Below are 20,663 nucleotides of genomic sequence, written 5' to 3' on the forward strand. Positions count from 1 at the left end.
GTTTTCCAAGGGATCGGGAGGCGGGCTTATGCCCGTGCCGGCCATATAAGAAAAGCGGCCGGGGTGTCGCCACCCCGGCCGCTTCATTTCCCGATCGCGGGTGCGATCAGAGATGGAAGACCAGGCCGGCCATCGGCCGCACCGAATCGAAGTCGTAGGTGTCGGCCTGCAGCCGCAGGCGCACGCCCGAGTTGCCGGTGAGGCCGCCCAGGCCGATGTCCTTCGGGCCGACCTCCAGGCCGACGCCGTAGATCCAGTCGCTCCGGTCGGCGAAGCCGCGCTTGCCCTTGCCGTTGACCCACTGGTAGCCGGCCGAGGCGTAGATCAGGCCGCTGTCACCGGCGCGCACGCCAGCGCGGCCCTTGACGCCATATTCCCAGTCGATGTCCTTGAAGCCCTTGGCGGCATTGCCCTCGACGCCCACGAACACAGGGCCGAGCGGCACGTTGGCGCCGACGACGCCCTCGATCAGCGCGCCATCCATGCGGCCGCGATTGCCGCTGGTGCCGAACTCGCTGAGCTTGTCATAGGAATCATAGCCGCCGAGCACGCCGACATAGGGCTCGAAACCGAAAGCCGGGCTGCCGTCCGGCGCGCTGTCCTGCGCCATGGCGGCGGTGGGCAGGGCCAGGAGGGCGGCGGCGGCGAGAAGAAACGTCTTCATTATCAATACTCCACTCAGCGCCGGGGCATTATCGGCGACCTCACCGCCCCGTGCGTGGGGGGCTGAACTGCCGTGTGACGATCATGTTGCACTGCACCCGAACAAGAGCCCGCACTGTTGCCGTGAGGACACAGTGACAGGTGACGCGGCGCGCGGGCGGCACTATCCATCGCATCATGCCCGCCACACCCGCCTGGCCCCCGGCCAGCACGCCCCGCCTGTTCGTCGCCGCGCCGCTGTCGCCCGGCGCCCGCGTCACGCTCGAAGGCGGGCAGGCGCATTACCTTTCGGCGGTGATGCGGCTGAAGCCCGGCGATCCCCTCCGCCTGTTCGACGATGCCACCGGCGAGTGGCTGGCCGAGGTGGCGGACGTGCGCAAGCGCGACCTCACCGTCGCCGTCGCCGAGCGGCTGGCCCCGCGCGAGACGGTGCCCGATCTCTGGCTGCTCGCCGCGCCCATCAAGAAGGGACGGATCGACTGGCTGGTCGAGAAGGCGTGCGAACTCGGCGTCGCGCGCATCGTGCCCGTCGTCACGCAGCGCACGATCGTCGACCGGCTCAATCCCGATCGGCTGCGCGCCCACATGATCGAGGCGGCCGAGCAGTGCGGCCGCACCGCCCTGCCCGAACTCGCCGAGCTTGCGCCGCTGCGCGAGGTGCTGCGCGCCTGGCCGGCGGAGCGCATGCTGATCCACGCCGACGAGGAGGGCGGCGCGCCACTCGCCTCCGTCGCCCGGCCCGGCCCGGCGGCGATCCTGATCGGCCCGGAGGGCGGCTTCACCACCGAGGAACGCGCCGCCATCGCCGCCGTGCCGGCCGCGTGCGGCGTGTCGCTCGGCCCGCGCATCTTGCGCGCGGACACCGCCGCCGCCGCCGCCGTCGCGGTGTGGATGGCCGTCGCCGGGGACTGGACCGATCGGTAGCTAATCCACTGGCAGAGGCTCGATCCGCTCGCTATGGGCGCTTCGCATGAGCACGCGCACGGCCGGTAACGGCGAAGACCCGCAGATCGAATCGCGCGACGACCTGTTGCGCATCTTCGCCGGCGGCGAGAAGCCCAAGGATCGCTGGCGGATAGGCACCGAGCACGAGAAGTTCGTCTACTTTAAGGATTCGCACCGCGCGCCTTCCTATGAGGAGCCGGGCGGCATCCACGCGCTGCTGATCGGCCTGACGAAATATGGCTGGGAGCCGATCCACGAGGGCGGCAACATCATCGCGCTGGCCGGCAGCGACGGCAATGTCAGCCTGGAACCGGCGGGGCAGCTGGAACTCTCCGGCGCGCCGCTCGACAATCTCCACCAGACCTGTGCCGAGACCGGCCGCCACCTGGAGCAGGTGAAGGCGGTCGGCGACCGGCTGGGCCTCGGCTATCTCGGCCTCGGCATGTGGCCGGACAAGACACGCGAGGCGCTGCCGATCATGCCCAAGGGCCGCTACGGGATCATGCTGCGCCACATGCCGCGCGTGGGCAGCATGGGGCTGGACATGATGCTGCGCACCTGCACCATCCAGACCAACCTCGATTATTCCAGCGAGGCGGACATGGTGAAGAAGTTCCGCGTCAGCCTCGCGCTGCAGCCGCTCGCCACCGCGCTGTTCGCCAATTCGCCGTTCACCGAAGGCAAGCCGAACGGCTTCCTCAGCTATCGCAGCCATATCTGGACGGATACCGATTCGCACCGCACGGGCATGCTGCCGTTCGTCTACGAGGACGGCTTCGGCTATGAGCGATACGCCGACTACATGCTCGACGTGCCGATGTACTTCGTGTTCCGCGATGGCGGCTACATCGATGCGGCGGGCCTTAGCTTCCGCGATTTCCTGAAGGGGGATCTGGCCGTGCTGCCCGGCGAGAAGCCGCTGCTGGGCGACTGGACCGATCATCTCTCCACCGCCTTCCCGGAAGTGCGGCTCAAGAGCTTCCTGGAGATGCGCGGCGCCGATGGCGGCCCGTGGAACACCATCTGCGCGCTGCCCGCCTTCTGGGTGGGCCTGCTCTACGATCAGGCCGCGCTCGATGCCGCGTGGGACGAGGTGAAGCACTGGACGATCGAGGACCATCACCGCATCCGCGCCGAGGTGCCGCGGCTGGGGCTGGCGGCGCGCGGCCCGCGCGGGCGGACGTTCCAGCAGCTGGGCAAGCAGATCCTCGACATCGCCGACGCCGGCCTCGCCTCGCGCGCGCGGCTGAACGGCATCGGCGACAGTGAGCAGGGCTATCTCGATCCGCTGCGGGAGATACTGGCCAGCGGCAAGGTGCCGGCGCAGCGCCTGCTCGACCTGTACCATGGCGAGTGGCAGGGCGACCTCTCCCGCGTGTACGAGACGATGAGCTACTGATGCGCCCCTTCGTGTCCAGGGAGAGGGTCGATGGGTGAGGGCTGAGCGCGCGTGACCCGCCTCACCGTCAACCGGCTGGCGCTGCACGGTCGCCCCGATCCGGCGACGACGCCGCCCGGGCCGATTTTCGGCGCGCAGAGACGCGGAGGCGCAGAGATGCTCACGACGCGGCGCAGCCGCTTCGATCCCTGCGGCGGTGGCGAGATGGGCACGCCTGCAGCGCGCGGCACCCTCTCTGCGTCTCCGCGTCCCTGCGCGAACAACATGGTCGCGCAGTGACCCGCTTCACCGTCAACGGGCAGGCCGTGCACGATCGCCCCGATCCGGCGACGACGCCGCCACGGCCGGGTTTCGGCGCGCAGAGACGCGGAGGCGCAGAGATGTTCGCGGCGCGGCGAAGCCGCTTCGATCCCTCCGGCGGTGGCGAGATGGGCACGCCTGCGGCGCGCGGCACCGTCTCCGCGACTCCGCGTCCCTGCGCGAACAACACGGTCGCGCAGTGACCCGCTTCACCGTCAACGGGCAGGCCGTGCACTACCGGCTCGATCCGGAGACGCCGCTGCTGTGGGCGCTGCGCGATGCCTCGAACCTCACCGGCACCAAATATGGCTGCGGCGCCGGCCTGTGTGGCGCCTGCACCGTGCATGTCGACGGGATCGCGCAGCGATCCTGCCAAGTGCCGATCGGCGCCATCGAGGGCAGCTTCGTCACCACGATCGAGGCGCTCTCGCGCGATCGCGGGCATCCGGTGCAGCAGGCGTGGATCGCCGAGAGCGTGCCGCAGTGCGGCTACTGCCAGTCCGGCATGGTGATGGCCGCCGCCGCCCTGCTCGAACGGAATCGCAACCCGACGGATGCCGACATCGACGCGGCGATCACCAACATCTGCCGCTGCGGCACCTATCCGCGCATTCGCCGCGCCATCCGCCGCGCCGCGCGGGTGCAGGCGGGCATCGAGACGATCGCGGCGGCACCGCCGCCCGGCATCGATCCGGCCGATGCGGCCCGCGCGGTGCCGGCGCTGCGCGAGGTGAAGCCGAGGAGGTGATCGCGATCCTGTCTGATCGCTGACAGGTGAATTCAGCGCCCGCTCAGTCGCGGCGGTGCATAGCGTCGCTCATGGTGGCACGGACGCCGCCGGGTTCAGGAGTGATCGAGATGCGGCGCATGATAAGCTTCCTCTTGCTCGCGGCGACCGCCGCCGGCCCGCTCGCCGCGCAGACGTGGAATCCGCAGGACCGCCGCCCGCCGGACGACGCGCGCGGCCCGCGCGGCGACGTGCGGCGCGACGATCCGCGCGCGGACGGCGGCCGTGACGACCCTCGCCTCGCCCAGCGCGACGGCCGCGGCGACGATCGCCGCTTCGACGATCGCCGCGGACCGGACGCTCGCGGCCCGGACGTACGTGGACCGGACGGACGCGGACCGGACGGACGCGGGCCCGACTGGCGCTACGACGGCCGCCGCGACGGCGACCGGCGCGGCGACGATCGCGGCCGCGACTGGTGGGACGGACGCGACGGCCCCCGCTACGGCGGCAACGATCGCGGACGCGACTGGAACGGCGGGCGCGGCGGCTGGAACGGCGGCGGCGGCTGGAACAGCGGCTGGCGCAACGATCGCCGCTACGACTGGCAGGGCTACCGATCGAGCAATCGCGCGCTCTATCGCGCACCGCGCTACTACGGCCCGCGCGGCTACGATTACAGCCGCTGGTCGCGCGGCTACCGGGTCGAGCCGTTCTTCTACGGCCGAAACTACTGGATCAACGATCCGTACCGCTGCCGCCTGCCGCCGGCCTATGGCGACTATCGCTGGGTCCGCTACTATGACGACGTGGCGCTGATCGACCTCCGGACCGGCCTGATCGAGGACATCATCTACTCCTTCTTCTACCGCTGATCCGGCGGGAAGACGGGTGCGGGCGGAGGCCCGGGGTGGCGGCATCCCGGGCCTCTGCTTCGTCCACGTCGCTTCATTGCAGCCGTGCAACATTCGGCCACATCGGCGCCGCGAGCCTGTCTGCCGGCTGACGGCCACGTTCCCGCACGGTTCAGCGCCGCTGTGCGAATCAGGGATCGTCGGCGGGCGCGATCCGCTCCGCCGAACCAACTCGACGATGCCACAACAAGGAGAAGTCCGATGCACAAGATGATGATCTCGGCCCTGATCGCCGCCACCGCCGCCAGCGGCCTCGCCAGCGCCGCCCAGGCGCAGAGCGCCGCCGAGGTGCGGCACGACCGGCGCGAGCTGCGCGAGGAGCAGCGCGATCTGCGCGACGCCCAGCGCTACGGCACCCGCCGCGACGTGCGCGAGCAGCGCCGGGACGTGCGCGAGGCGCGGCAGGAGCTGCGCGAGGATTGGCGCGACTATCGCCGTACCAACGGCGACGTGTTCCGTGGCCCCGCTTATGCCGGCCCGCGCGGCTGGCGCTACCGCCCGATCGGTGTCGGCGGACGGCTGGCGCCGATCTACTACGGCCCGCGCTACGTGATCGCCGATCCGTACCGCTACCGCCTGCCGCGCCCGGGCGTGAACCGCTGGGTGCGCTACGGCAACGACGTGCTGCTGGTGAACCCGCGCAGTGGCCGCGTGGTCACGGTCTACAACAGCTTCTTCTACTGAGGCCGGCGCATGGCAGAACGGCTCCGGGAGCGATCCCGGAGCCGTTCGCGTGCTGTCGTTGGGGCTGAGCGGGCGGGTTCGATGCCGCGACGCCCGCGCGATGCGGTCAGCCGGTCAGCTTGGCGAAGGGCAGCAGCTGCACCGCCAGCGCCGACGCCGCCTTGCCGTCGCCGGCGCGCAGCGGCACCAGCAGGGCGGCGGCGCTGCGCTGCATGATCCGGTCGAGCGACGTCGTCGCCGGCGCCGCGACCGCCGCCTCGGCCAGCTGGCGCGCGCGGAGCATGTCGGCCGGGTCCAGACGGATGCGCATCAGGCTGGCGATACCGGGATAGGCCGCGTGCTGCCCCCCGCCGAGCGCCACCGAACGATCGAGCGCAGCGAGGCCCGCGGCGCTGCGCGCGCCCAGCGCCATGCCGGCCATCATCTTGCCGAGATCGGCGATCGCATCCAGATGCCAGCCGGCGATCACCAGCTGCGCCTGCGGATCGCGCGGATCGGCTGCGGCCAGGCCGTCGAACAGGCGCTTGGCCTCCACCGCGTCGGCCCGGCTGCGCTTCAGCTTGGCGCGGTAGCCGATCGCCATCGCCCGCACCAGGCTCGCCTCGCGATCGCCCGGAGTGGCCTTCAGCTGCGCCTCCGCCGTCGCCTGCGCGTTGCCGAGCTGCAGTAGCGCGCTCGCCTTGTCGCGCGACTGGAAGGCGGCGGCCGTCAGCATGTCGCGCGGCGTGGCCGCCTGAGCCGGGGAGCTGGCCGCGATCGCCGCCGCCACGGCGACGCTCATCCACCAACGCTTCAACGGAGTCTCCTCGATGCCTGCCTTTCGGGAGGCCGCGTCACGCTCGCCATCGTGACGCGGCCGGCCCGTGCGCCCGAGGGCGCGTCGTGCCAGTCCGAAAGGGGGTGGACCGAGGCGCTGAACGCGCCATTTCGGCGCCGGTTGCACGGCCGCGACAGACGGAAGACGGTTGCGTGAATAACATCAGGCAGCCAGCGTCTCGGCGATCAGCCGCCGGCTGTTCTCCACGCCGTAGAGCGCGATGAAGCTGCCCATGCGCGGCCCCTGTGATGTGCCGAGCAGTGTTTCGTACAGCGCCCTGAACCAGTCCCTCAGCGCCTCCTTGCCGAAATGCGCCTTGCCGATCTCATAGACCAGCGTCTGCGCGTCCTCGGCCGTGTCGCCGTCCGGCAGCGCCGCCAGGCCCGCGTCCAGATCGCGCAGCGCCGCCGCCTCCGCCGCCGTCGGCTTGCGCCGGACGAGGGTGGGCGCCACGAAATCGCGGTGGAAGGCCAGCGCGTGGCCGACGAGCCGGTCGAGCGCCGGATACCGCTCCGGTGCGGCATCGGGCACATAGTTGGCGAGATAGCCCCAGACCTGATCGGCGCTGGCCTCGCCCAGCACGCCGACCAGGTTCAGCAGCAGCCCGAACGTCACCGGCAGCGTCTCCGCCGGCACGGCGCCGTCATGGATGTGGTGGACCGGGTTGCCGAGCCGCTGCGGCAGCTCCTGCGCGGCCCATGCCCCGCGAAACTGCCAGTAATCGTCGATCGCGCGAGGGATCACGCCCATGTGCAGCGACTTGGCCTTCTTCGGCTCGCGATAGATGTAGAAGGCCAGGCTCTCCTGCGGTCCATAGGTCAGCCACTGGTCGAGGCTGAGGCCGTTGCCCTTGGACTTGGAGATCTTCTCGCCCTTCTCGTCGAGGAACATCTCGTAGTTGAAGCCCTCCGGCGGCCGCGCGCCCAGCACCCGCGCGATCTTGGAGGAGACCGTCACCGAATCGATCAGGTCCTTGCCCGCCATCTCGTAGTCGACGCCCAGCGCCACCCAGCGCATCGCCCAATCCACCTTCCACTGCAGCTTCGCCGCGCCGCCCAGGATGGACTGCGTCACCGTCTCGCCACCATCGTCGAAGCGGATCAGGCCGGCCTCGGCATCCACCACCTCCACCGGCACCTGCAGGACGATGCCGGACTTCGGGCTGATCGGCAGCACCGGCGAGTAGGTCGCCTGCCGCTCCTTGCGCAAAGTGGGCAGCATCACGCCCATGATCGCGTCATAGTGGCGCAGCACCGCCTTCAGCGCCTCGTCGAACCGGCCCGAGCCGTAGCAGTCGGTGGCGGAGAGAAACTCGTAGTCGAAGCCGTAGCGATCGAGGAAGGCGCGCAGCATCGCGTTGTTGTGGTGGGCGAAGCTCTCGTGGCAGCCGAACGGATCGGGGATCTTCGTCAGCGGGCGCCCGAGATGTTCGGCCAGCATCGCCGCGTTGGGCACGTTGTCCGGCACCTTGCGCAGCCCGTCCATGTCGTCGCTGAAGGCGATCAGGCGGGTGGGCACGTCGCTCATCGCCGCATAGGCTTGGCGCACCATCGTCGTGCGCAGCACCTCGTTGAAGGTGCCGATGTGCGGCAGGCCGGAGGGGCCGTAGCCGGTCTCGAACAGCACGTGGCCCTTGGCCGGCGCGCCCTTGTCGTAGCGCTTCAGCAGCTTGCGCGCCTCCTCATAGGGCCAGGCCTTGCTCTCCAGCGCGGCGGCCTTCAGCGTGTCCGGGCGCGGTTCGCCAGCTACTTCGTTTGCCATCTGTTCCGTCATCTTATAGCCACTGCCGGTGGCCTTACCCGCAAAAGCCGAGCGACATGAAGCCTCGATCCGCGAAACGACGCTCTATGTCGCGCGGCCCGGCATCGGCGCGCTGCCGGAAGGGGCCGGCCTCGCCATCGCCTTCGCCGTGCCCCAGGCGCTGATGTGCTGCGCCTTCCTCTGGATCGTCTGGTTCCCCTGGCCCACCACGGAGCGCGCGCTCGGCTTCGACATCGGCATGACGATCCTGCTCTGCGGCCTGGGCGCCTTCCTGTTCTGGCGCATCGCGCGCGGCAACGGCGACATCGCCCGCGGCATCGTGCGCGCGCCGTTCGTCCGCCTCACCGTCACCGACCGGCGGCTGGTGTGGAGCGTGCCCTGGTCCCGCCGCCCGCTGATGGAGCTGGATGCGGCGCGCATCATGGGCGGCATCCTGGGCGATACGGACGGGCGCGGCCGCGGCACGGCGGCGATCATCCTGGTGCCGGGCGACCCCGCCGGAGACTTCGAGAACCGCATCCACCTCGATCGCCTGCCCGACGCGGCGGGCTTCGTCGCCGCACTCGGGCGGCTGGCGTGAGGCCGGACACCCTCCCCTTCCCCGCGCTCCCGTTCCCCGCGCTCCACGCCACGCACGGCGGCATCTGGCTGGCGCGGCCGGATGGCGGCGTGCGGCCCGTCTCGCGCGGCGAGGCGATCGGGCTGGCGGCGGAGACGCCGACGATCCTGCTGAACGCGCCCGTTACCGCCACCCGGCTCGGCTATGGCGAGCTTTCGGGGCTGGACCTGCTGGAGCTCTACGCCTTCGTCCACCCCGCCTGCTTCGCCGTGCCGACGCCCGCCGGCCTCGCCCGCGCGCTCGATCTGCCGCCGCCGGGCGGCGATGCCGAGGCCGCCGCCTTCCTGCTGACGGTCGCCGCCGCCCTGCTGGCCCGGCTGGACGCGGCCGACTGGCCCGAGCGGGAGGGCGCGTGGAGCAGCGCGCAGGCGCTCGCCCGGTTGCGCTGGCCGTGGGCGGCGGCGGTGGCCCAGCGTCTGCGCAAGCCGGACCGGGCGGAGCGGTGGCTGTTCGCCCGCCTGCCGGAATGGGAGGAGGCGCCGCCCCGCCCGCAGCCGCGACCGATCGTGCTCGGCGATACCGAGACGCAGGCCAGCCTCGCGCGGCTGCTGGGCACCGGCGCGGAGCCGCGCGAGGGCCAGCGCCTCTACGCCGCCGCCGCCGCCCGCGCGTTCGATCCGCGTGTGGCGGAGGGGCGGCCCCACATGCTGCTGGCGGAGGCCGGCACCGGCATCGGCAAGACGCTCGGCTATCTCGCGCCGGCCGCCGCCTGGGCGGATGCGGCGGGCGGGCCGGTGTGGATCTCCACCTACACCAAGGCGCTGCAACGCCAGCTCGATCGCGAGACGCGCCGCGTCTTCCCGCATCCGGCCGAGCATCGCGAGCGGGTGGTCGTGCGGAAGGGCCGGGAGAATTATCTCTGCCTGCTCAATCTGGAGGATGCGTTGCAGGGCGGTTTCCAGGGCCGCGCCGCGATCCTCGCCCACCTCGTCGCGCGCTGGGCGGCCTACAGCAAGGATGGCGACATGGTCGGCGGCGATCTGCCCGGCTGGCTGCCGACCCTGTTCCGCCGCGCCGGCTCCACCGCGCTGACCGACCGGCGCGGCGAGTGCGTCTATGCCGGCTGCCCGCACTATCGCCGCTGCTTCATCGAGCGATCGGCCCGCGCGGCCGACGCCGCCGACCTCGTCATCGCCAATCACGCGCTGGTGATGATCCTGGCCCAGCGCCGGCGCGAGGAGGGCGCGCCGCTCGCGCGGCTGGTGTTCGACGAGGGGCATCACCTGTTCGACGCCGCCGATTCCACCTTCGCCGTGGCGCTGACCGGGCAGGAGGCGATCGAGCTGCGCCGCTGGATCATCGGCCCGGAAGGCAAGGCGCGCGGCCGCCGGCGGGGCCTCGCCGCCCGCCTCTCCGACGTGGCGTCCTATGACGAGGAGGGCGGGCTGGCGCTGGAGGCCGCGCAGGCCGCCGCCGCCGCGCTGCCGGCCGATTCGTGGCTGGGCCGCATGGCCGAGGATCTGCCGCTCGGCCCGCTCGAACGCCTGCTCGCCGCCGTTCGCGCGACCGTGTATGCACGCGCCCGCGCCGCCGATGCGGGCTACGGGCTGGAGACCGAGGCGGCCGAGCTGGACGGCCCGCTCGTGGAGGCGGCGACGGGTGCCATCGAGGCGCTGGAGGCGCTCGTCCGCCCGCTCGTCCGCCTCAGGCAGCGGCTGGATGCGGTGCTGGAGGATGCTCCCGACTGGCTGGACGGCCCGGCCCGCGCGCGCATCGAGGGGGCGATCCACGGCCTGGGCCACCGCACCGGCATGATGGGCGCGTGGATCGCCCTGCTCGGCCGGCTCGGCGGCCCGGTCGATCCCGACTTCGTCGACTGGCTGGCGGTCGATCGGGTGGAGGGGCGCGAATATGATATCGGCCTGCATCGCCACTGGCTCGACCCCACCCGCCCGCTGGCGGAAACCGTCATCAAGCCCGCCCACGGCGTGGTCGTCACCTCCGCGACGCTGAAGGGCGGCGTCGGCGCCGACGGCGGCTGGGACGCGGCGGACGCGCGCGCCGGCGTGCCCCACCTCGATCACGCGCCGATGCGCTTCGCGGCGGCCAGCCCGTTCGATTATGCCGCCCTGGCCGAAGTGCTGATCGTCACCGATCTGAAGCGCGGCGACATGTCCGCACTGGCCGGCGCCTATGCCCGGCTGATCGCGGCCGCCGACGGCGGCACGCTGGGCCTGTTCACCGCCGTGCAGCGGCTGAAGGCGGTCCATGCCCGCATCGCCGACCGGTTGGCGCGGGGCGGGCTGCCGCTCTACGCCCAGCATGTCGATCCGATCGACACCGGCACGCTGGTGGACATCTTCCGCGACGATCCGCGCGCCTCGCTGCTGGGCACCGATGCGCTGCGCGACGGCGTGGACGTGCCCGGCGATTCGCTGCGGCTGGTGGTGATGGAGGGGGTGCCGTGGCCGCGCCCCACCGTGCTGCACGGCGCCCGCCGCGCGGCCGGCGGCGGCACCGCGCACGACGATCGCGTGGTGCGCGCGCGGCTGGCGCAGGCGTTCGGCCGGCTGATCCGCCGGGCCGACGATCGCGGCATCTTCGTCCTGCTCTCGGCGGCCACGCCCTCGCGCCTGCTCGATGCGTTCCCGCCCGGCACGCCGGTGACGCGGGTGACGCTGGACGAGGCGCTAGCGCGGGTCGCGACGCGTCTTTCCTCCGTCACCACTTTGCGGCATCACTCCGTGCGAGCGGAGGGAGCCTGATCCAGATGAAGAAGCTGACGCTGCTGCGCCATGCGAAATCCGGCTGGGACGTGCAGGTGGCGCGCGATTTCGATCGGCCGCTCAACGCCAAGGGCCGGCGCGGGGCGCGGCGGATGGGCCGCTACATGAAGGACGAGGGGCTCGCCTACGACCATGTCGTCGCCTCCCCCGCGGTGCGCGTCGTCGATACGCTGGACGAGCTGTGGGACGGCTATGGCCGCTCGCTGAGCGCGGTGCTGGACAAGCGCATCTATCTCGCCTCGTGCGTCACCCTGCTGGATGTGGTGCAGGAGGCGCCGGACGGGGCCGGGCACATCCTGCTCAGCGGCCACAATCCGGGCATGGAGGACATGATCCTGATGCTGGTGCCCGACAAGGCGGGCGACGACCTGCGGGACATGGTGGAGGACAAGTACCCCACCTCGGCGCTCGCCGAGATGGAGTTCGACGTCGACCGCTGGGAGGATGTGAAGCCGCGCACCGGTCGCCTCGTCCGCTTCGTCCGCCCACGCGACCTCGATCCGTCGCTGGGGCCGGACGCCGAAGGCTGATCGCCGCCAGGCCCTGGCCCGCCCGCCCGGATCCACGCCGCCGGCGCTGCAAAGGGTGCTTGAACGATCCGAAATCCCCTCCTATAGCGGCGCCGCTGTCGCACCGCTCCCTTGTGGAGCCGGGCTCCGTCGGGGAGTAGCTCAGCCTGGTAGAGCACTGTCTTCGGGAGGCAGGGGCCGGAGGTTCGAATCCTCTCTCCCCGACCAGCTTTTCAGCCAGTTTCTGGCCGATCTGCACAGGATGCCGAGGTTCATTTGAACCTCGGCGGTTCTAGCGAGGTTCACCAGTTGCCAGCGTTGGCCGCAGTCCGCAGGTATGCGGGGCTGAAGCGGGCATAGTGCTTCTCCGTCGTCCGGCTGTCGTCATGCCCCATAAGCTGGGCCAGTTCGGGCATTGAGATGCCATCCTCAGCCCGCCAGACACAGCCGGTATGGCGCAGCGTGTAGGGCGTTGCCTGGACAGCGCTCCTTTCGCTCGCCGCGGCGAACGCCTTCTTGATGCTTGCCACGGCCTTACCACCGCGCTCGATCACGAATTCCGATTGGCGCGCCTCGTAGGCGGCTTTCAGCGGAGCGAGAGCGTAATCGGCGATCGGCACGATCGGCCGGCGCTTCGCCGTTTGAATGCGCCCCCGCGGGTTGAGGTCGATGATGCCGCGATCAAAGTCGACGCGATCCCAGGTGAGCTGCAGGATTGCCATCGGCCGGGCGCATGTCGCGATCGCGAGCACCATGTAGAGTTGCGCATGAGGCGCCCGCACGGCAGCGAGAAATCGTCGGAACTGCTCGCGGGTCAGGTGCCGCTCCTTCCGTGCAGGCGGCGCGGGCCGCCAGATCGTCGGTGCCTCCTGGATCAGCTTCTTGCCTTTCGCCCAGCGCAGCGCGACGGCGAGCATGCCCAGCTCGTAGCGCATAGTCGCCGCCGACACGCCGCGGCGATCGGCGTAGGCTCGGCACATCTCCTCGTCGATCAGCCTGGGCGAGACGTCTTCCCAGAAGGTGCGCATCGCCTTCCACGCATCTGCCTGTCGCGTGACGGTGGCGATGCCCTCGCGCTCACGATCCTCGCGATAGGCCGCTATCAGCCGCCCCACGGGCCAGGAAGTACGGTCCCCAAGACGCCAGCGTTGCCGTGCTTCGGCTTCCGCCCCGACCCGATCGGCCGCGGCAAGGGTGTGCCGCCGGCGGGTCCCGGCGGCGTCTCGCCAGACGAGGGCGAAACCATCGCGGAACCGCTGGACGCTGTATTCAGACATTCGAACCTCTCGACCTCCTCGGGGCGCACGCGAATCGCCGCGCCGATTCGAAACGGCTGCAGCTTACCCTCGGAGATCAGCTTGCGGACCATGCTCTGGCTGCAGCCCCAATGCGCGGCCAAGCTCGAGACGGTGAAAGCCTTCGGCATGATCAAATTTCGATGGGCTCGAAGCGATCCACATCGTTGCCCCAGGCATCCCAACCCCGACGGCGTTGACGTGCGAACAGCTCCACATACGGCCCGTCGAACATCGCCTCGATGTCGGACGAAACACGATCCGGTTTGCGGCTGTGCTCACGCACCGGCTCAACAATCAGCTGACGCACGGCGCGGCTCTTGGGCAGACCCACGCGGCCAGCCATTCCCAACAAGCAGGTTTCTGGATTGGCATGGGTGTAGTAGCCGGTGCCGAGATGCCAGCCGGTGTCTAGCCGGGTTCGCTTCGCCCATGTGAAGGCGGTCGTCACGTACCGAAATCCCCAGCGGCGCATGACGTCGATCCCTTGATCGAGCATCGAATCCGTCACCCAAAGAAACAAAGCGCACGAGTCGCTGGCGAGATGGCCGACAGGAAGACTCTTTATTTGCTCGATCGACATGGTCGGATAGTGGCGGTTTGCATTCCGGCTCTCACCTTTGGCTGAGTAGTTTTCAAACGGCCATGCCGGGTCGGCGAGGATCACTCTATAGCCAAACATGCGCAGCCCCTCGAAGGGAGGTCCCATTTGCATCATCGGCGCCCGGGGGAGAGGACCGAGCACCCGTTGATGATGTTCCAAGTCGCGTCAGTCCACTCGATCTTGCTGGTGACACCCATCAGCCCCGCCCTCCTGGCCCGGTAAGCAGCATCTGAGGCGGCCCGCCGGCATATTGGTCAGCGATCGGCGCGCTGACGCGCTCGTAAACGGTGAAACCGTCAGGCAGCACGACGTTGGCAAGGAACGCCTGCTCGAACGTCTCGACCTTGCTCTCGACGCTCTCGAGCTTGGCCTTGATCACGAGCAGCAGGGCGCGGGCCCGCTGGCGGTGCCGCTGGTCGAGGATCTCGCGCCGCTTCACCTCAGGCAGCGTATTTCGGCGACCGTCATACTTTGGCATTTCCTCGATGGCAGGCAGCAGCACGCGAAAGCGGATCCGCCGATCGGCCAGCAGAAACTCGATAAAGAAGCTGCCAGGCTGCTCAGCCTGCGCGATGTGCGTGGCGCCGGCCTTCTTAACGAGCCCGATGATCTCGCCGATCGACTTCTCGACCGGCACTGTGGTGGTCTCGGCATACGCCATCACGCCGCCTCCACGAACATGCGGGCCGCATCGGCCGCGTCGGGGAGCGTCCAGAAGCCCTGTCGACCCTTCACCCAGACCGGCTCCGCAAGCGGCTGGACGTCGCTGAGCGGCCAACCCCAATTCTGCTCTTCGAGCCGGTCGCTATCGACGGGATAGCCGTGGTCAGCAGCGAGGCGTGGCTCGCCGATCACCGCCGTACCGAGCAGACATGATAGCGGGGCCAGTTCCGGCGCCGTCAGCAGAGTGCTGAGGAAGTCGAGCGCGATTGGGATGTCGAGGCCGGTGGGGTGATCGATCGGCTCGCCCGCGAGGTGTTGTCGCCCCTCGTGGATGCAGTCCGTGATCAGCTGATAGACTTCGATCTTCGCGACCTTGCGGGTGCCGGCGTGAATGCCGATCCGCTGGCCGTGCATAGACCTCGGCGCGTACCAGCTACGCCACTCGATCGGCTTGGCGCCGATCATGATCAGCGAAGCCCAAGGCTGCCATATCGTCAGGCACTTCATAGCTTTTCTCCGATGATGCGCGCAGCAAGCGCGCCGGGTGAATTGGCGGTGTGCCAGGTCCGCGCTTCGAGGATCGCGGCGGACCAGTCTTCCAGGCGCCGGTCGGCCCAAGCGGAATTGATCGCGTCGCGAAGGTGGCGCGGTGTTCGCAGCCAATGAGGCCGGCACATGACGTGGCTATTCCGGACCGCTTCCTTGCAGCCAGGAGCTCCGCACTCGTGCAGCCGGGTCATGACGCGCGGCCTTGCTTCACGAGACAGTGGAACCGCTGCCGGATCGCCGCCTCGGTCCTGCCAGGCAGGAGAGCGGCGCAGGCCTTTGCACCTCGATCCTGGTAATAAGTCCGCAGGATCTGTTCTTCGCGCGTCGACCAGCGGCTAGATGTCGGAAGATCCTCGGCGGTGAAGCCGGTGCGGATCGGTCGCCCGGGGGCGTTGGCGGCGAGGATGGCGGAGAGGTCCATGTCGCCCTCACCAGCCGAGGGCGCGTGCGGCCGCGCCTACCGCAACACGGCCCGGAAAGAGGATGAAGCCGGCGAGTGCCACGAAAAGACAGAAGCCGGTGCTGGTATGCTCTGCGCGCAGCTGCCTCAGCTCCACTCGTCGCAGGTGGCGGCAGCGCGGGCAGGCGCAGTTTGGCGCATGGGCGCGAATCGGATCATGCTTCATGCCGCCCTCCGCTGTGAACGGCGGTGCGCCTTCTGCTCGCAGACGGAGCAGGTAAGCCCCTCCCCGATCGAGCAATCCTCGCCGTCACGGCCGATGCAAGGTGTCCAGCTGGTGCAGCCGCAGCTGCGGCAAATTGTCGGGTGATGAGCCGGTGCTTCGTCGCGGAGCTGGCGGTACACAGCGGGGTCGAACGGAAATGCGCGCTGATAATCGTCGACGAGGTAATCCTCGCGGATCATCGCTCCGGGAAGCTCCGCACGGCGCAGCGTCGCCTCGACGTCGGCGGCGTGTTCCGGCCGTCTGTAATAAGGCTTGGCCGCCTGCGCGATCGTCAGGCCAGCGGCCTCACGGCGCAGACGAATATATTCCGCAGGCGTCAACGGCGGGACAAGCCCGGGCAGGATCGGGTCGTTCGGCATCGAAGTTCCTTTCAGGCGACTTCGGTGGAGGGAAGATCGGCGCCGAGCGCGACCGCGCCGGCGCAGTGCGTGCAGGTGTCGGGGTCGTGGGCCGCAGACGAGCTGCTCGTAGACGAAGCGATCGAACGCGAAGGCGCCTCGCAGGCGATCGAAAAAGCCCGGCGATGGCACGTGCTCATCGGTCTCGATCAGCTTCACCAGCGCCTTGTTGAACGTCACCCAAGCGTCCGTGACGGAGATCAGGACCGCGACATCGTCGATCGAGAGGCCGGCGGACTCGCGTCGGCGGCGGAGGTACGCTCCCGCCGTGAGCGGCTCGGCGATCACTCCGCCCTCGGCGTGTCGAGCGCGATCATGAGCGTCCCGAGCAGTTCGGTCGCGTGCGCCTCATCAAGCTCGATCGTGACGACCGGGCGGAACTCACGCATCGGCCCCGGATCGTCGCTCGCATAGGCCGTGACGGTGATGACCCCACCCTCGTAGCGAGCATCAGCGCTATAGCGAGTTGCGGGGCGTCGGATCGCATGGCGGATGCGACCAAGTTCGTCGTCAGCGGCCGATCGCCAATCCTCATGGCGGATCGCGAGCGGTATGAGGAAGTGGAGCGCCGCTGCGACTTCGGCCTCGTAGCGATGCGCGATGTCGAAGCCAACGCCGCGCATGAGCTGCCAAACCGGGTAGAGGCGATGTGGCGGCATACCGAGCACCTCGGCAAGCGCGGGCGACATCTCTTTCGGATAGGCGACGAGGCAATCGGACATGCGGAGGCCCTTTCTTCTGCTCAGCGGGAGGGGGTGGCGCCGGCGGCGCCGGGCTGCTGGAAGACCCAGCATTGAAGAATCTTGCCGTTGACCGAGTTGACCGGCTTGTTGGCGACGAACTTGCGCACCTTCGATGTCTTCAGGTGCTTCTTGAGATCGTTGATCGGCGGGATAGAAATACGCCGGTCGGCGCAGCGCTGTTCGAATTCGACCAAGCTGACTGCGATCGTTGTTTTCGGATCTCGAGCGTGATTGATCGGGTGCGCCGGATTTTCGCCCTGATTGAGCTCGATCCAGTCGAATTTCTCCCAGAACACCTGCACATCCGGATGATCGGCGTTGATCGCCAGCTGACGCTCGCACGCCATCGCCGTCGCGAAGTCCAAGGCCGCCGCGACGCGTTCGGCGCCGATCGGCAGCACGACGCACATTGCCTCGATCATCGCGAGCAGCTGCGCGTGGTTCTTCTCGAGCCGCTGGTTGCGGATCGCCGGCATCGCCTTCAGCGCTGCCTCGTGTCGCGCATAGGCCGCGTGAAAGACCTCCATCACCCTGGTCTCGCGGCGGATCGCGTGAAGGATGAAGCCGCTGATGGTCTTGATCGGCCAGCGGTCGATACGCTGGGCGGCCATGCGCGTGGCCTCGGTCCACCCTTCCTTGTCGAAGTCGAGGTGCATGATGCGTTCGAGCATCGCCGGCGACGCATCGACCGGATGGTTCTGCTCGATGATGATGGCGCCGCGGAACGGTGGCTCGAAAGTCTCCATGCCACCGTTGGCGAGGCCACGGGAACGGACCGATCGGCCGTTATAGGCCGTCTTCAGCTCCTCCCACTCGAACTTGCGGGCATGGCTCGCATCCTTGTCGCGATCGCCTTCCATGAGGACGACCGGCATGTTTGCGACCTTGCCGAGATTGCGGGCGAGCGCGGCGGCGGTTGCCTTCGCCGGATCGAACCCCTCATAATTGTCGCGACCGAGCAGTTTCCACAGGAACTCGATCAGGCTGGTCTTGCCGGTGCCTGGCAGCCCGGTGATCTCGAGAAAGCCCAGGCTGGATTGCTCGACGCGGATCTGTTCGGCGAACAGCGCACCGAACCAGAAGCCGAGAACGACCAGCCCCTTCGCCCTATAGGCCGTCCAGAAGTCGTCGAGCCAGCTCGTGTCGAGACGATCGGGATCGTAGTCGATCGCATCGAGGATGCGCTCCTCAGTGCGCAGCTTGACGGCGGCGGCCTTGCCGAAATCGAAGAAGCCGTCATCATTGACCTTGATGACGCGGCCATCCTTCACCGCGATGTCGCCGAGGATCCAGGCCTTGTGGGCGCGGCTGTAGCCGGTGAACTGGATCGGCTCGACGTCGCGGATGTGCACCATCTGGTGCGCCATGATTTTGTCGAGCTGGCCGGTGGTGCCGCGCCAATATGCCCCGGTGCCGATTGCCAGCAGCCGCTTCTTGAATTCCGCGCCGGCGGCAAGCGAGCTGGCAGAGAAGGGCCCCTTGGCTGACGGCCTGTCGGTAGGAAACTCGACCCTCAGATAATAGTCGGTCTCGTCCGTCGCCTCGTCGCGCTGCTTGTAGAGGGCGCGGAAGGTGCAGTTCGCGATGGCCTCGACCAGCCCCGCCTCGCGCGCGGCCATGTCGCGCTTCGTCTCGTAGGACAGCATCGCGATCTTGGAGTTTTCGGCATAGCCGGCGACGGTCTCGGCGATCTTGTTGGCGTTGAAACTCGCCCAATAGGTCTGGCCCTCGAAGGTGAAGTGGAAGCTGCCCCACTGCTTGCGCTGCCAGAGGAGGAAGGCCTTGTCAGTCGCGGTGTCCGCGATCATCACCTCGCCGTGCCAACGGCAGTCGGCGAGGTTTTCCGGTGCGAGCTTGTCGCGCAGATGCAGGTCGTTCCAGTCCAGCTTGGCGCCGAGATCCTCCTCGAGGCGCACCTGGGCCGCGGTCGCTTCCCAGCCAGCCTTGCGCGACTGCTTGACGAATTTCCGGGTGTAGTAGGTTCCGGCCTGGCCGACATCGAGGGCCCAGACCAGAAGCGGCCCCTTCCCCGCGACTTCGCGCGCCGCGACGGCCTTGCGCAGCAGCCCGAGCTGAATCTCGGGATAATTGTTGCTGCTCATCAGCGACACGGCGATTATGCCGTTCTGGCGCAACGCCAGCGCGTCGAAGATGCCCTCGACGAGCCAGAGCTCCTCCGCTCCGGCGAGACTTTCGATGGAGACGCCCGGCGGCATCCACCATTGGCCGCGCCAGCTCCTCTCGTAGGCGAAGCGTGCCTTTTTCGAGAAGCGGCCGGGTTGGTCGATCAGCCGTTCCCACCAGCTGCCACCGGGCAGGTCGAACCGGATCGTCGCGGTGCTGATGCGCCGGTCGGGGTCTTGATACCACTCCTGCGTGTAGGCGCCGCGCAAGCCCTGCAGGTCGATGCCGCGCTGGTGAACGAGATACGCATCGGCCGCGGCCGTCGGGTTCTCCGGGGTCGCCTTGTACCGCTTCGACCAGTCGTCAAATATTTCCGGGTAGCGGTCTTTGACCGCCTGATCCCAGCCGCATTTGTCAAGCCGGCCGCACTTCAGGACGACCGGCTTCTCGGCGTGGGTGTAGACCTCCTTCTTGCCGCATCCGGGGCACTGGCCGCCGCGCAGCCATTGCCCGCTCTCGCGGAACTTGAAGTCCCGCTGCAGCAACTGGAGCACTTCACGCAGGATCTCGGGAGAATACAACGGCAGTCCTTCGGGCAGCAGAAAGCCGCTCCCGGAAGCAAGGCGACCGGGTTCGGCAGGGGTTCGGCAAGGGTGGCGATCGGCTGGCGGCGCGAGCGCCGCGCTGGTCAGATCGCGATCAGATCAGGATCTCGCGGGCGGGCAGCGGCACCTCCTCGGCATCAATCGCCCTCCCGCAGCATGGAGAGCGTGTTGGTGATCGCGCCGACGGCCTCCTCGCCTTCCAGGCGCGCGCGGGCGCGCTCGTCAGCCGTGGCGCCGGGCTGCGAGGCCCTGATGATGGCGGCGATCGCCTCGCCGCTTTCCTTGGCCACCATGGCCGTCGCCGCCAGGAGCTCGGCCTGATCGCCCCGAGCCGCCGCAGTCGCAATGTCGAGCCGGAGCTGGTAGCACTCCAGCAGCGGCGCCGCCTGCCCGCCAGCAGCACGGTAGGCGGCGTCGAGACGCAGCGCATCCTCGAGCGGAATGCGCGCCGTCGTGTCGGGATCGCTCCAATTGCGGACGGTGCGCTCGGCCTGACCGACAACCGACGCGGCGCCATCCCAGCCGAGCAGGCCGGCTATGCGCGTGATCGCGAGATCGAAGCTGAGCGGAGCGCGGAGCTTGGTCATGCCTCTGCGACTGCTTGCGAAATCCGGCGTCGACCGCACGAGACGGCCGGCGCTGATGGCGATACATCGGGCAGCGAGGGGAGCATGGCGCCATGCTCGAGAGGGTAGATGTCAGGGCGAAGCAGATGACGAGAAACGCCGGTTGCGGCTTCGACAGGAAGAACATGCTCTGCCGGGAGCCGCTTGCTGCTTTGTAGCCACTTCCACACGGTAGGCTGCGCCTTCTCGCAAATCCGCGCGAGCGCCGACTGCCCGCCGGCTAGCTCAGCCGCGCGACGGAGTGCTTCGTAGGGGGTTGCTGCGCCGCTCATGACGCTGGGGTATTTCCAAAGCTATAGGTTCGTC

Annotated in this window: 25 protein-coding genes, 1 tRNA gene and 1 pseudogene; 11 read left to right on the top strand and 16 right to left on the bottom strand. The window is 68.9% G+C overall.

Going from position 1 to position 20,663, the window contains the following annotated elements; translation table 11 throughout:
* Positions 1–106: 106 nt before the first annotated feature.
* Positions 107–664, bottom strand: a complete 558-nt coding sequence (locus GNT64_RS13655) for an opacity protein (RefSeq protein WP_156680022.1) — start codon at positions 662–664, stop codon at positions 107–109.
* 176 nt (positions 665–840) lie between these two features.
* Here GNT64_RS13655 and GNT64_RS13660 point away from each other — a divergent pair, with 176 nt between their 5' ends.
* The 7 genes from GNT64_RS13660 to GNT64_RS13690 all read left to right on the top strand — a co-directional run bounded on the left by GNT64_RS13660 (position 841) and on the right by GNT64_RS13690 (position 5,632).
* Positions 841–1,587: a 16S rRNA (uracil(1498)-N(3))-methyltransferase gene (locus GNT64_RS13660; RefSeq protein ID WP_156680023.1), complete on the top strand. Its 747-nt coding sequence runs from the start codon at positions 841–843 to the stop codon at positions 1,585–1,587.
* A 46-nt stretch (positions 1,588–1,633) separates the two neighbouring features.
* Positions 1,634–3,007, top strand: a complete 1,374-nt coding sequence (locus tag GNT64_RS13665; protein ID WP_156680024.1) for a glutamate--cysteine ligase — start codon at positions 1,634–1,636, stop codon at positions 3,005–3,007.
* Positions 3,008–3,058: 51 nt separating this feature from the next.
* On the top strand, positions 3,059–3,286 hold the full coding sequence (locus tag GNT64_RS13670; RefSeq protein WP_156680025.1) for a hypothetical protein: 228 nt from the start codon (positions 3,059–3,061) through the stop codon (positions 3,284–3,286).
* Complete coding sequence (locus GNT64_RS13675) at positions 3,283–3,510, top strand: hypothetical protein (RefSeq protein ID WP_156680026.1); 228 nt, start codon at positions 3,283–3,285, stop codon at positions 3,508–3,510. Before GNT64_RS13670 ends, GNT64_RS13675 begins: the two co-directional genes overlap by 4 nt.
* Entirely contained in the window at positions 3,507–4,055 is a 549-nt protein-coding gene (locus GNT64_RS13680) for a (2Fe-2S)-binding protein (RefSeq protein WP_156680027.1), read from the top strand. Before GNT64_RS13675 ends, GNT64_RS13680 begins: the two co-directional genes overlap by 4 nt.
* 110 nt (positions 4,056–4,165) lie before the next feature.
* On the top strand, positions 4,166–4,909 hold the full coding sequence (locus GNT64_RS13685; RefSeq protein ID WP_156680028.1) for an RcnB family protein: 744 nt from the start codon (positions 4,166–4,168) through the stop codon (positions 4,907–4,909).
* 240 nt (positions 4,910–5,149) lie between these two features.
* Positions 5,150–5,632 (top strand): RcnB family protein, encoded by a 483-nt coding sequence (locus GNT64_RS13690; RefSeq protein WP_156680029.1) that lies wholly within the window; start codon positions 5,150–5,152, stop codon positions 5,630–5,632.
* A 106-nt stretch (positions 5,633–5,738) separates the two neighbouring features.
* Here the strand turns inward: GNT64_RS13690 and GNT64_RS13695 are convergent, their stop codons facing one another.
* Both GNT64_RS13695 and GNT64_RS13700 read right to left on the bottom strand, forming a co-directional pair.
* Complete coding sequence (locus GNT64_RS13695) at positions 5,739–6,428, bottom strand: hypothetical protein (RefSeq protein WP_231639008.1); 690 nt, start codon at positions 6,426–6,428, stop codon at positions 5,739–5,741.
* Between the two features lie 183 nt (positions 6,429–6,611).
* Positions 6,612–8,210 carry a lysine--tRNA ligase gene (locus GNT64_RS13700; RefSeq protein WP_156680030.1) on the bottom strand — a complete coding sequence of 533 codons (1,599 nt, stop codon included), beginning with the start codon at positions 8,208–8,210 and terminating at the stop codon, positions 6,612–6,614.
* 28 nt (positions 8,211–8,238) lie between these two features.
* On the opposite strand from GNT64_RS13700, the gene GNT64_RS13705 reads away from it, so the two are divergent.
* The 4 genes from GNT64_RS13705 (at position 8,239) to GNT64_RS13720 (ending at position 12,292) form a co-directional block, all read left to right on the top strand.
* Positions 8,239–8,790, top strand: a complete 552-nt coding sequence (locus tag GNT64_RS13705; RefSeq protein ID WP_156680031.1) for a hypothetical protein — start codon at positions 8,239–8,241, stop codon at positions 8,788–8,790.
* Positions 8,787–11,534 (top strand): ATP-dependent DNA helicase, encoded by a 2,748-nt coding sequence (locus tag GNT64_RS13710; protein ID WP_156680032.1) that lies wholly within the window; start codon positions 8,787–8,789, stop codon positions 11,532–11,534. The genes GNT64_RS13705 and GNT64_RS13710 overlap by 4 nt, the downstream gene beginning before the upstream one ends.
* Positions 11,535–11,539: 5 nt before the next feature.
* A complete protein-coding gene (locus GNT64_RS13715; protein ID WP_156680033.1) occupies positions 11,540–12,085 on the top strand; it encodes a SixA phosphatase family protein in 546 nt (181 codons plus the stop codon).
* Positions 12,086–12,215: 130 nt separating this feature from the next.
* Positions 12,216–12,292: transfer RNA gene (locus tag GNT64_RS13720), tRNA-Pro, on the top strand.
* 74 nt (positions 12,293–12,366) lie between these two features.
* On the opposite strand, the gene GNT64_RS13725 is transcribed toward GNT64_RS13720, so the two are convergent.
* The 13 genes and pseudogenes from GNT64_RS13725 to GNT64_RS13785 all read right to left on the bottom strand — a co-directional run bounded on the left by GNT64_RS13725 (position 12,367) and on the right by GNT64_RS13785 (position 20,629).
* Positions 12,367–13,341 carry a tyrosine-type recombinase/integrase gene (locus GNT64_RS13725; protein ID WP_156680034.1) on the bottom strand — a complete coding sequence of 325 codons (975 nt, stop codon included), beginning with the start codon at positions 13,339–13,341 and terminating at the stop codon, positions 12,367–12,369.
* A gap of 14 nt (positions 13,342–13,355) precedes the next feature.
* Positions 13,356–13,490: pseudogene (locus tag GNT64_RS22290) on the bottom strand (helix-turn-helix domain-containing protein); the annotation flags it as partial.
* A gap of 2 nt (positions 13,491–13,492) precedes the next feature.
* Positions 13,493–14,122 carry an MT-A70 family methyltransferase gene (locus GNT64_RS13735; RefSeq protein WP_231639009.1) on the bottom strand — a complete coding sequence of 210 codons (630 nt, stop codon included), beginning with the start codon at positions 14,120–14,122 and terminating at the stop codon, positions 13,493–13,495.
* Between the two features lie 37 nt (positions 14,123–14,159).
* Positions 14,160–14,624, bottom strand: a complete 465-nt coding sequence (locus GNT64_RS13740; protein ID WP_156680037.1) for a hypothetical protein — start codon at positions 14,622–14,624, stop codon at positions 14,160–14,162.
* Complete coding sequence (locus tag GNT64_RS13745; protein ID WP_156680039.1) at positions 14,624–15,133, bottom strand: ASCH domain-containing protein; 510 nt, start codon at positions 15,131–15,133, stop codon at positions 14,624–14,626. The genes GNT64_RS13740 and GNT64_RS13745 overlap by 1 nt, the downstream gene beginning before the upstream one ends.
* Positions 15,130–15,366 carry a hypothetical protein gene (locus tag GNT64_RS13750; RefSeq protein WP_156680041.1) on the bottom strand — a complete coding sequence of 79 codons (237 nt, stop codon included), beginning with the start codon at positions 15,364–15,366 and terminating at the stop codon, positions 15,130–15,132. The genes GNT64_RS13745 and GNT64_RS13750 overlap by 4 nt, the downstream gene beginning before the upstream one ends.
* Entirely contained in the window at positions 15,363–15,596 is a 234-nt protein-coding gene (locus tag GNT64_RS13755; protein ID WP_156680042.1) for an SANT/Myb-like DNA-binding domain-containing protein, read from the bottom strand. Before GNT64_RS13755 ends, GNT64_RS13750 begins: the two co-directional genes overlap by 4 nt.
* A gap of 7 nt (positions 15,597–15,603) precedes the next feature.
* Positions 15,604–15,801: a hypothetical protein gene (locus tag GNT64_RS13760; protein WP_156680043.1), complete on the bottom strand. Its 198-nt coding sequence runs from the start codon at positions 15,799–15,801 to the stop codon at positions 15,604–15,606.
* A complete protein-coding gene (locus GNT64_RS13765; protein ID WP_156680044.1) occupies positions 15,798–16,547 on the bottom strand; it encodes a helix-turn-helix domain-containing protein in 750 nt (249 codons plus the stop codon). Before GNT64_RS13765 ends, GNT64_RS13760 begins: the two co-directional genes overlap by 4 nt.
* Entirely contained in the window at positions 16,544–16,981 is a 438-nt protein-coding gene (locus GNT64_RS13770) for a hypothetical protein (protein ID WP_156680045.1), read from the bottom strand. The genes GNT64_RS13765 and GNT64_RS13770 overlap by 4 nt, the downstream gene beginning before the upstream one ends.
* A gap of 20 nt (positions 16,982–17,001) precedes the next feature.
* Positions 17,002–19,707, bottom strand: a complete 2,706-nt coding sequence (locus tag GNT64_RS13775; RefSeq protein ID WP_156680046.1) for a toprim domain-containing protein — start codon at positions 19,705–19,707, stop codon at positions 17,002–17,004.
* 161 nt (positions 19,708–19,868) lie between these two features.
* Positions 19,869–20,318, bottom strand: coding sequence for a hypothetical protein (locus GNT64_RS13780; RefSeq protein ID WP_156680048.1), 450 nt, complete (start codon positions 20,316–20,318; stop codon positions 19,869–19,871).
* Positions 20,315–20,629, bottom strand: a complete 315-nt coding sequence (locus GNT64_RS13785; protein WP_156680049.1) for a transcriptional regulator — start codon at positions 20,627–20,629, stop codon at positions 20,315–20,317. Before GNT64_RS13785 ends, GNT64_RS13780 begins: the two co-directional genes overlap by 4 nt.
* Positions 20,630–20,663 lie beyond the last annotated feature (34 nt).

It is taken from the genome of Sphingomonas profundi, from assembly GCF_009739515.1.
GTDB lineage: Bacteria > Pseudomonadota > Alphaproteobacteria > Sphingomonadales > Sphingomonadaceae > Alterirhizorhabdus > Alterirhizorhabdus profundi.

Excerpts from the sequence above, each read along its gene's own strand:
- GNT64_RS13655 (WP_156680022.1), bottom strand. The coding sequence starts at position 664 with ATGAAGACGTTTCTTCTCGCCGCCGCCGCCCTCCTGGCCCTGCCCACC.
- GNT64_RS13660 (WP_156680023.1), top strand. The coding sequence starts at position 841 with ATGCCCGCCACACCCGCCTGGCCCCCGGCCAGCACGCCCCGCCTGTTC.
- GNT64_RS13665 (WP_156680024.1), top strand. The coding sequence starts at position 1,634 with ATGAGCACGCGCACGGCCGGTAACGGCGAAGACCCGCAGATCGAATCG.
- GNT64_RS13685 (WP_156680028.1), top strand. The coding sequence starts at position 4,166 with ATGCGGCGCATGATAAGCTTCCTCTTGCTCGCGGCGACCGCCGCCGGC.
- GNT64_RS13690 (WP_156680029.1), top strand. The coding sequence starts at position 5,150 with ATGCACAAGATGATGATCTCGGCCCTGATCGCCGCCACCGCCGCCAGC.
- GNT64_RS13700 (WP_156680030.1), bottom strand. The coding sequence starts at position 8,210 with ATGGCAAACGAAGTAGCTGGCGAACCGCGCCCGGACACGCTGAAGGCC.
- GNT64_RS13715 (WP_156680033.1), top strand. The coding sequence starts at position 11,540 with ATGAAGAAGCTGACGCTGCTGCGCCATGCGAAATCCGGCTGGGACGTG.
- GNT64_RS13725 (WP_156680034.1), bottom strand. The coding sequence starts at position 13,341 with ATGTCTGAATACAGCGTCCAGCGGTTCCGCGATGGTTTCGCCCTCGTC.
- GNT64_RS13740 (WP_156680037.1), bottom strand. The coding sequence starts at position 14,624 with ATGGCGTATGCCGAGACCACCACAGTGCCGGTCGAGAAGTCGATCGGC.
- GNT64_RS13745 (WP_156680039.1), bottom strand. The coding sequence starts at position 15,133 with ATGAAGTGCCTGACGATATGGCAGCCTTGGGCTTCGCTGATCATGATC.
- GNT64_RS13750 (WP_156680041.1), bottom strand. The coding sequence starts at position 15,366 with ATGACCCGGCTGCACGAGTGCGGAGCTCCTGGCTGCAAGGAAGCGGTC.
- GNT64_RS13755 (WP_156680042.1), bottom strand. The coding sequence starts at position 15,596 with ATGGACCTCTCCGCCATCCTCGCCGCCAACGCCCCCGGGCGACCGATC.
- GNT64_RS13760 (WP_156680043.1), bottom strand. The coding sequence starts at position 15,801 with ATGAAGCATGATCCGATTCGCGCCCATGCGCCAAACTGCGCCTGCCCG.
- GNT64_RS13770 (WP_156680045.1), bottom strand. The coding sequence starts at position 16,981 with ATGTCCGATTGCCTCGTCGCCTATCCGAAAGAGATGTCGCCCGCGCTT.
- GNT64_RS13780 (WP_156680048.1), bottom strand. The coding sequence starts at position 20,318 with ATGACCAAGCTCCGCGCTCCGCTCAGCTTCGATCTCGCGATCACGCGC.
- GNT64_RS13785 (WP_156680049.1), bottom strand. The coding sequence starts at position 20,629 with ATGAGCGGCGCAGCAACCCCCTACGAAGCACTCCGTCGCGCGGCTGAG.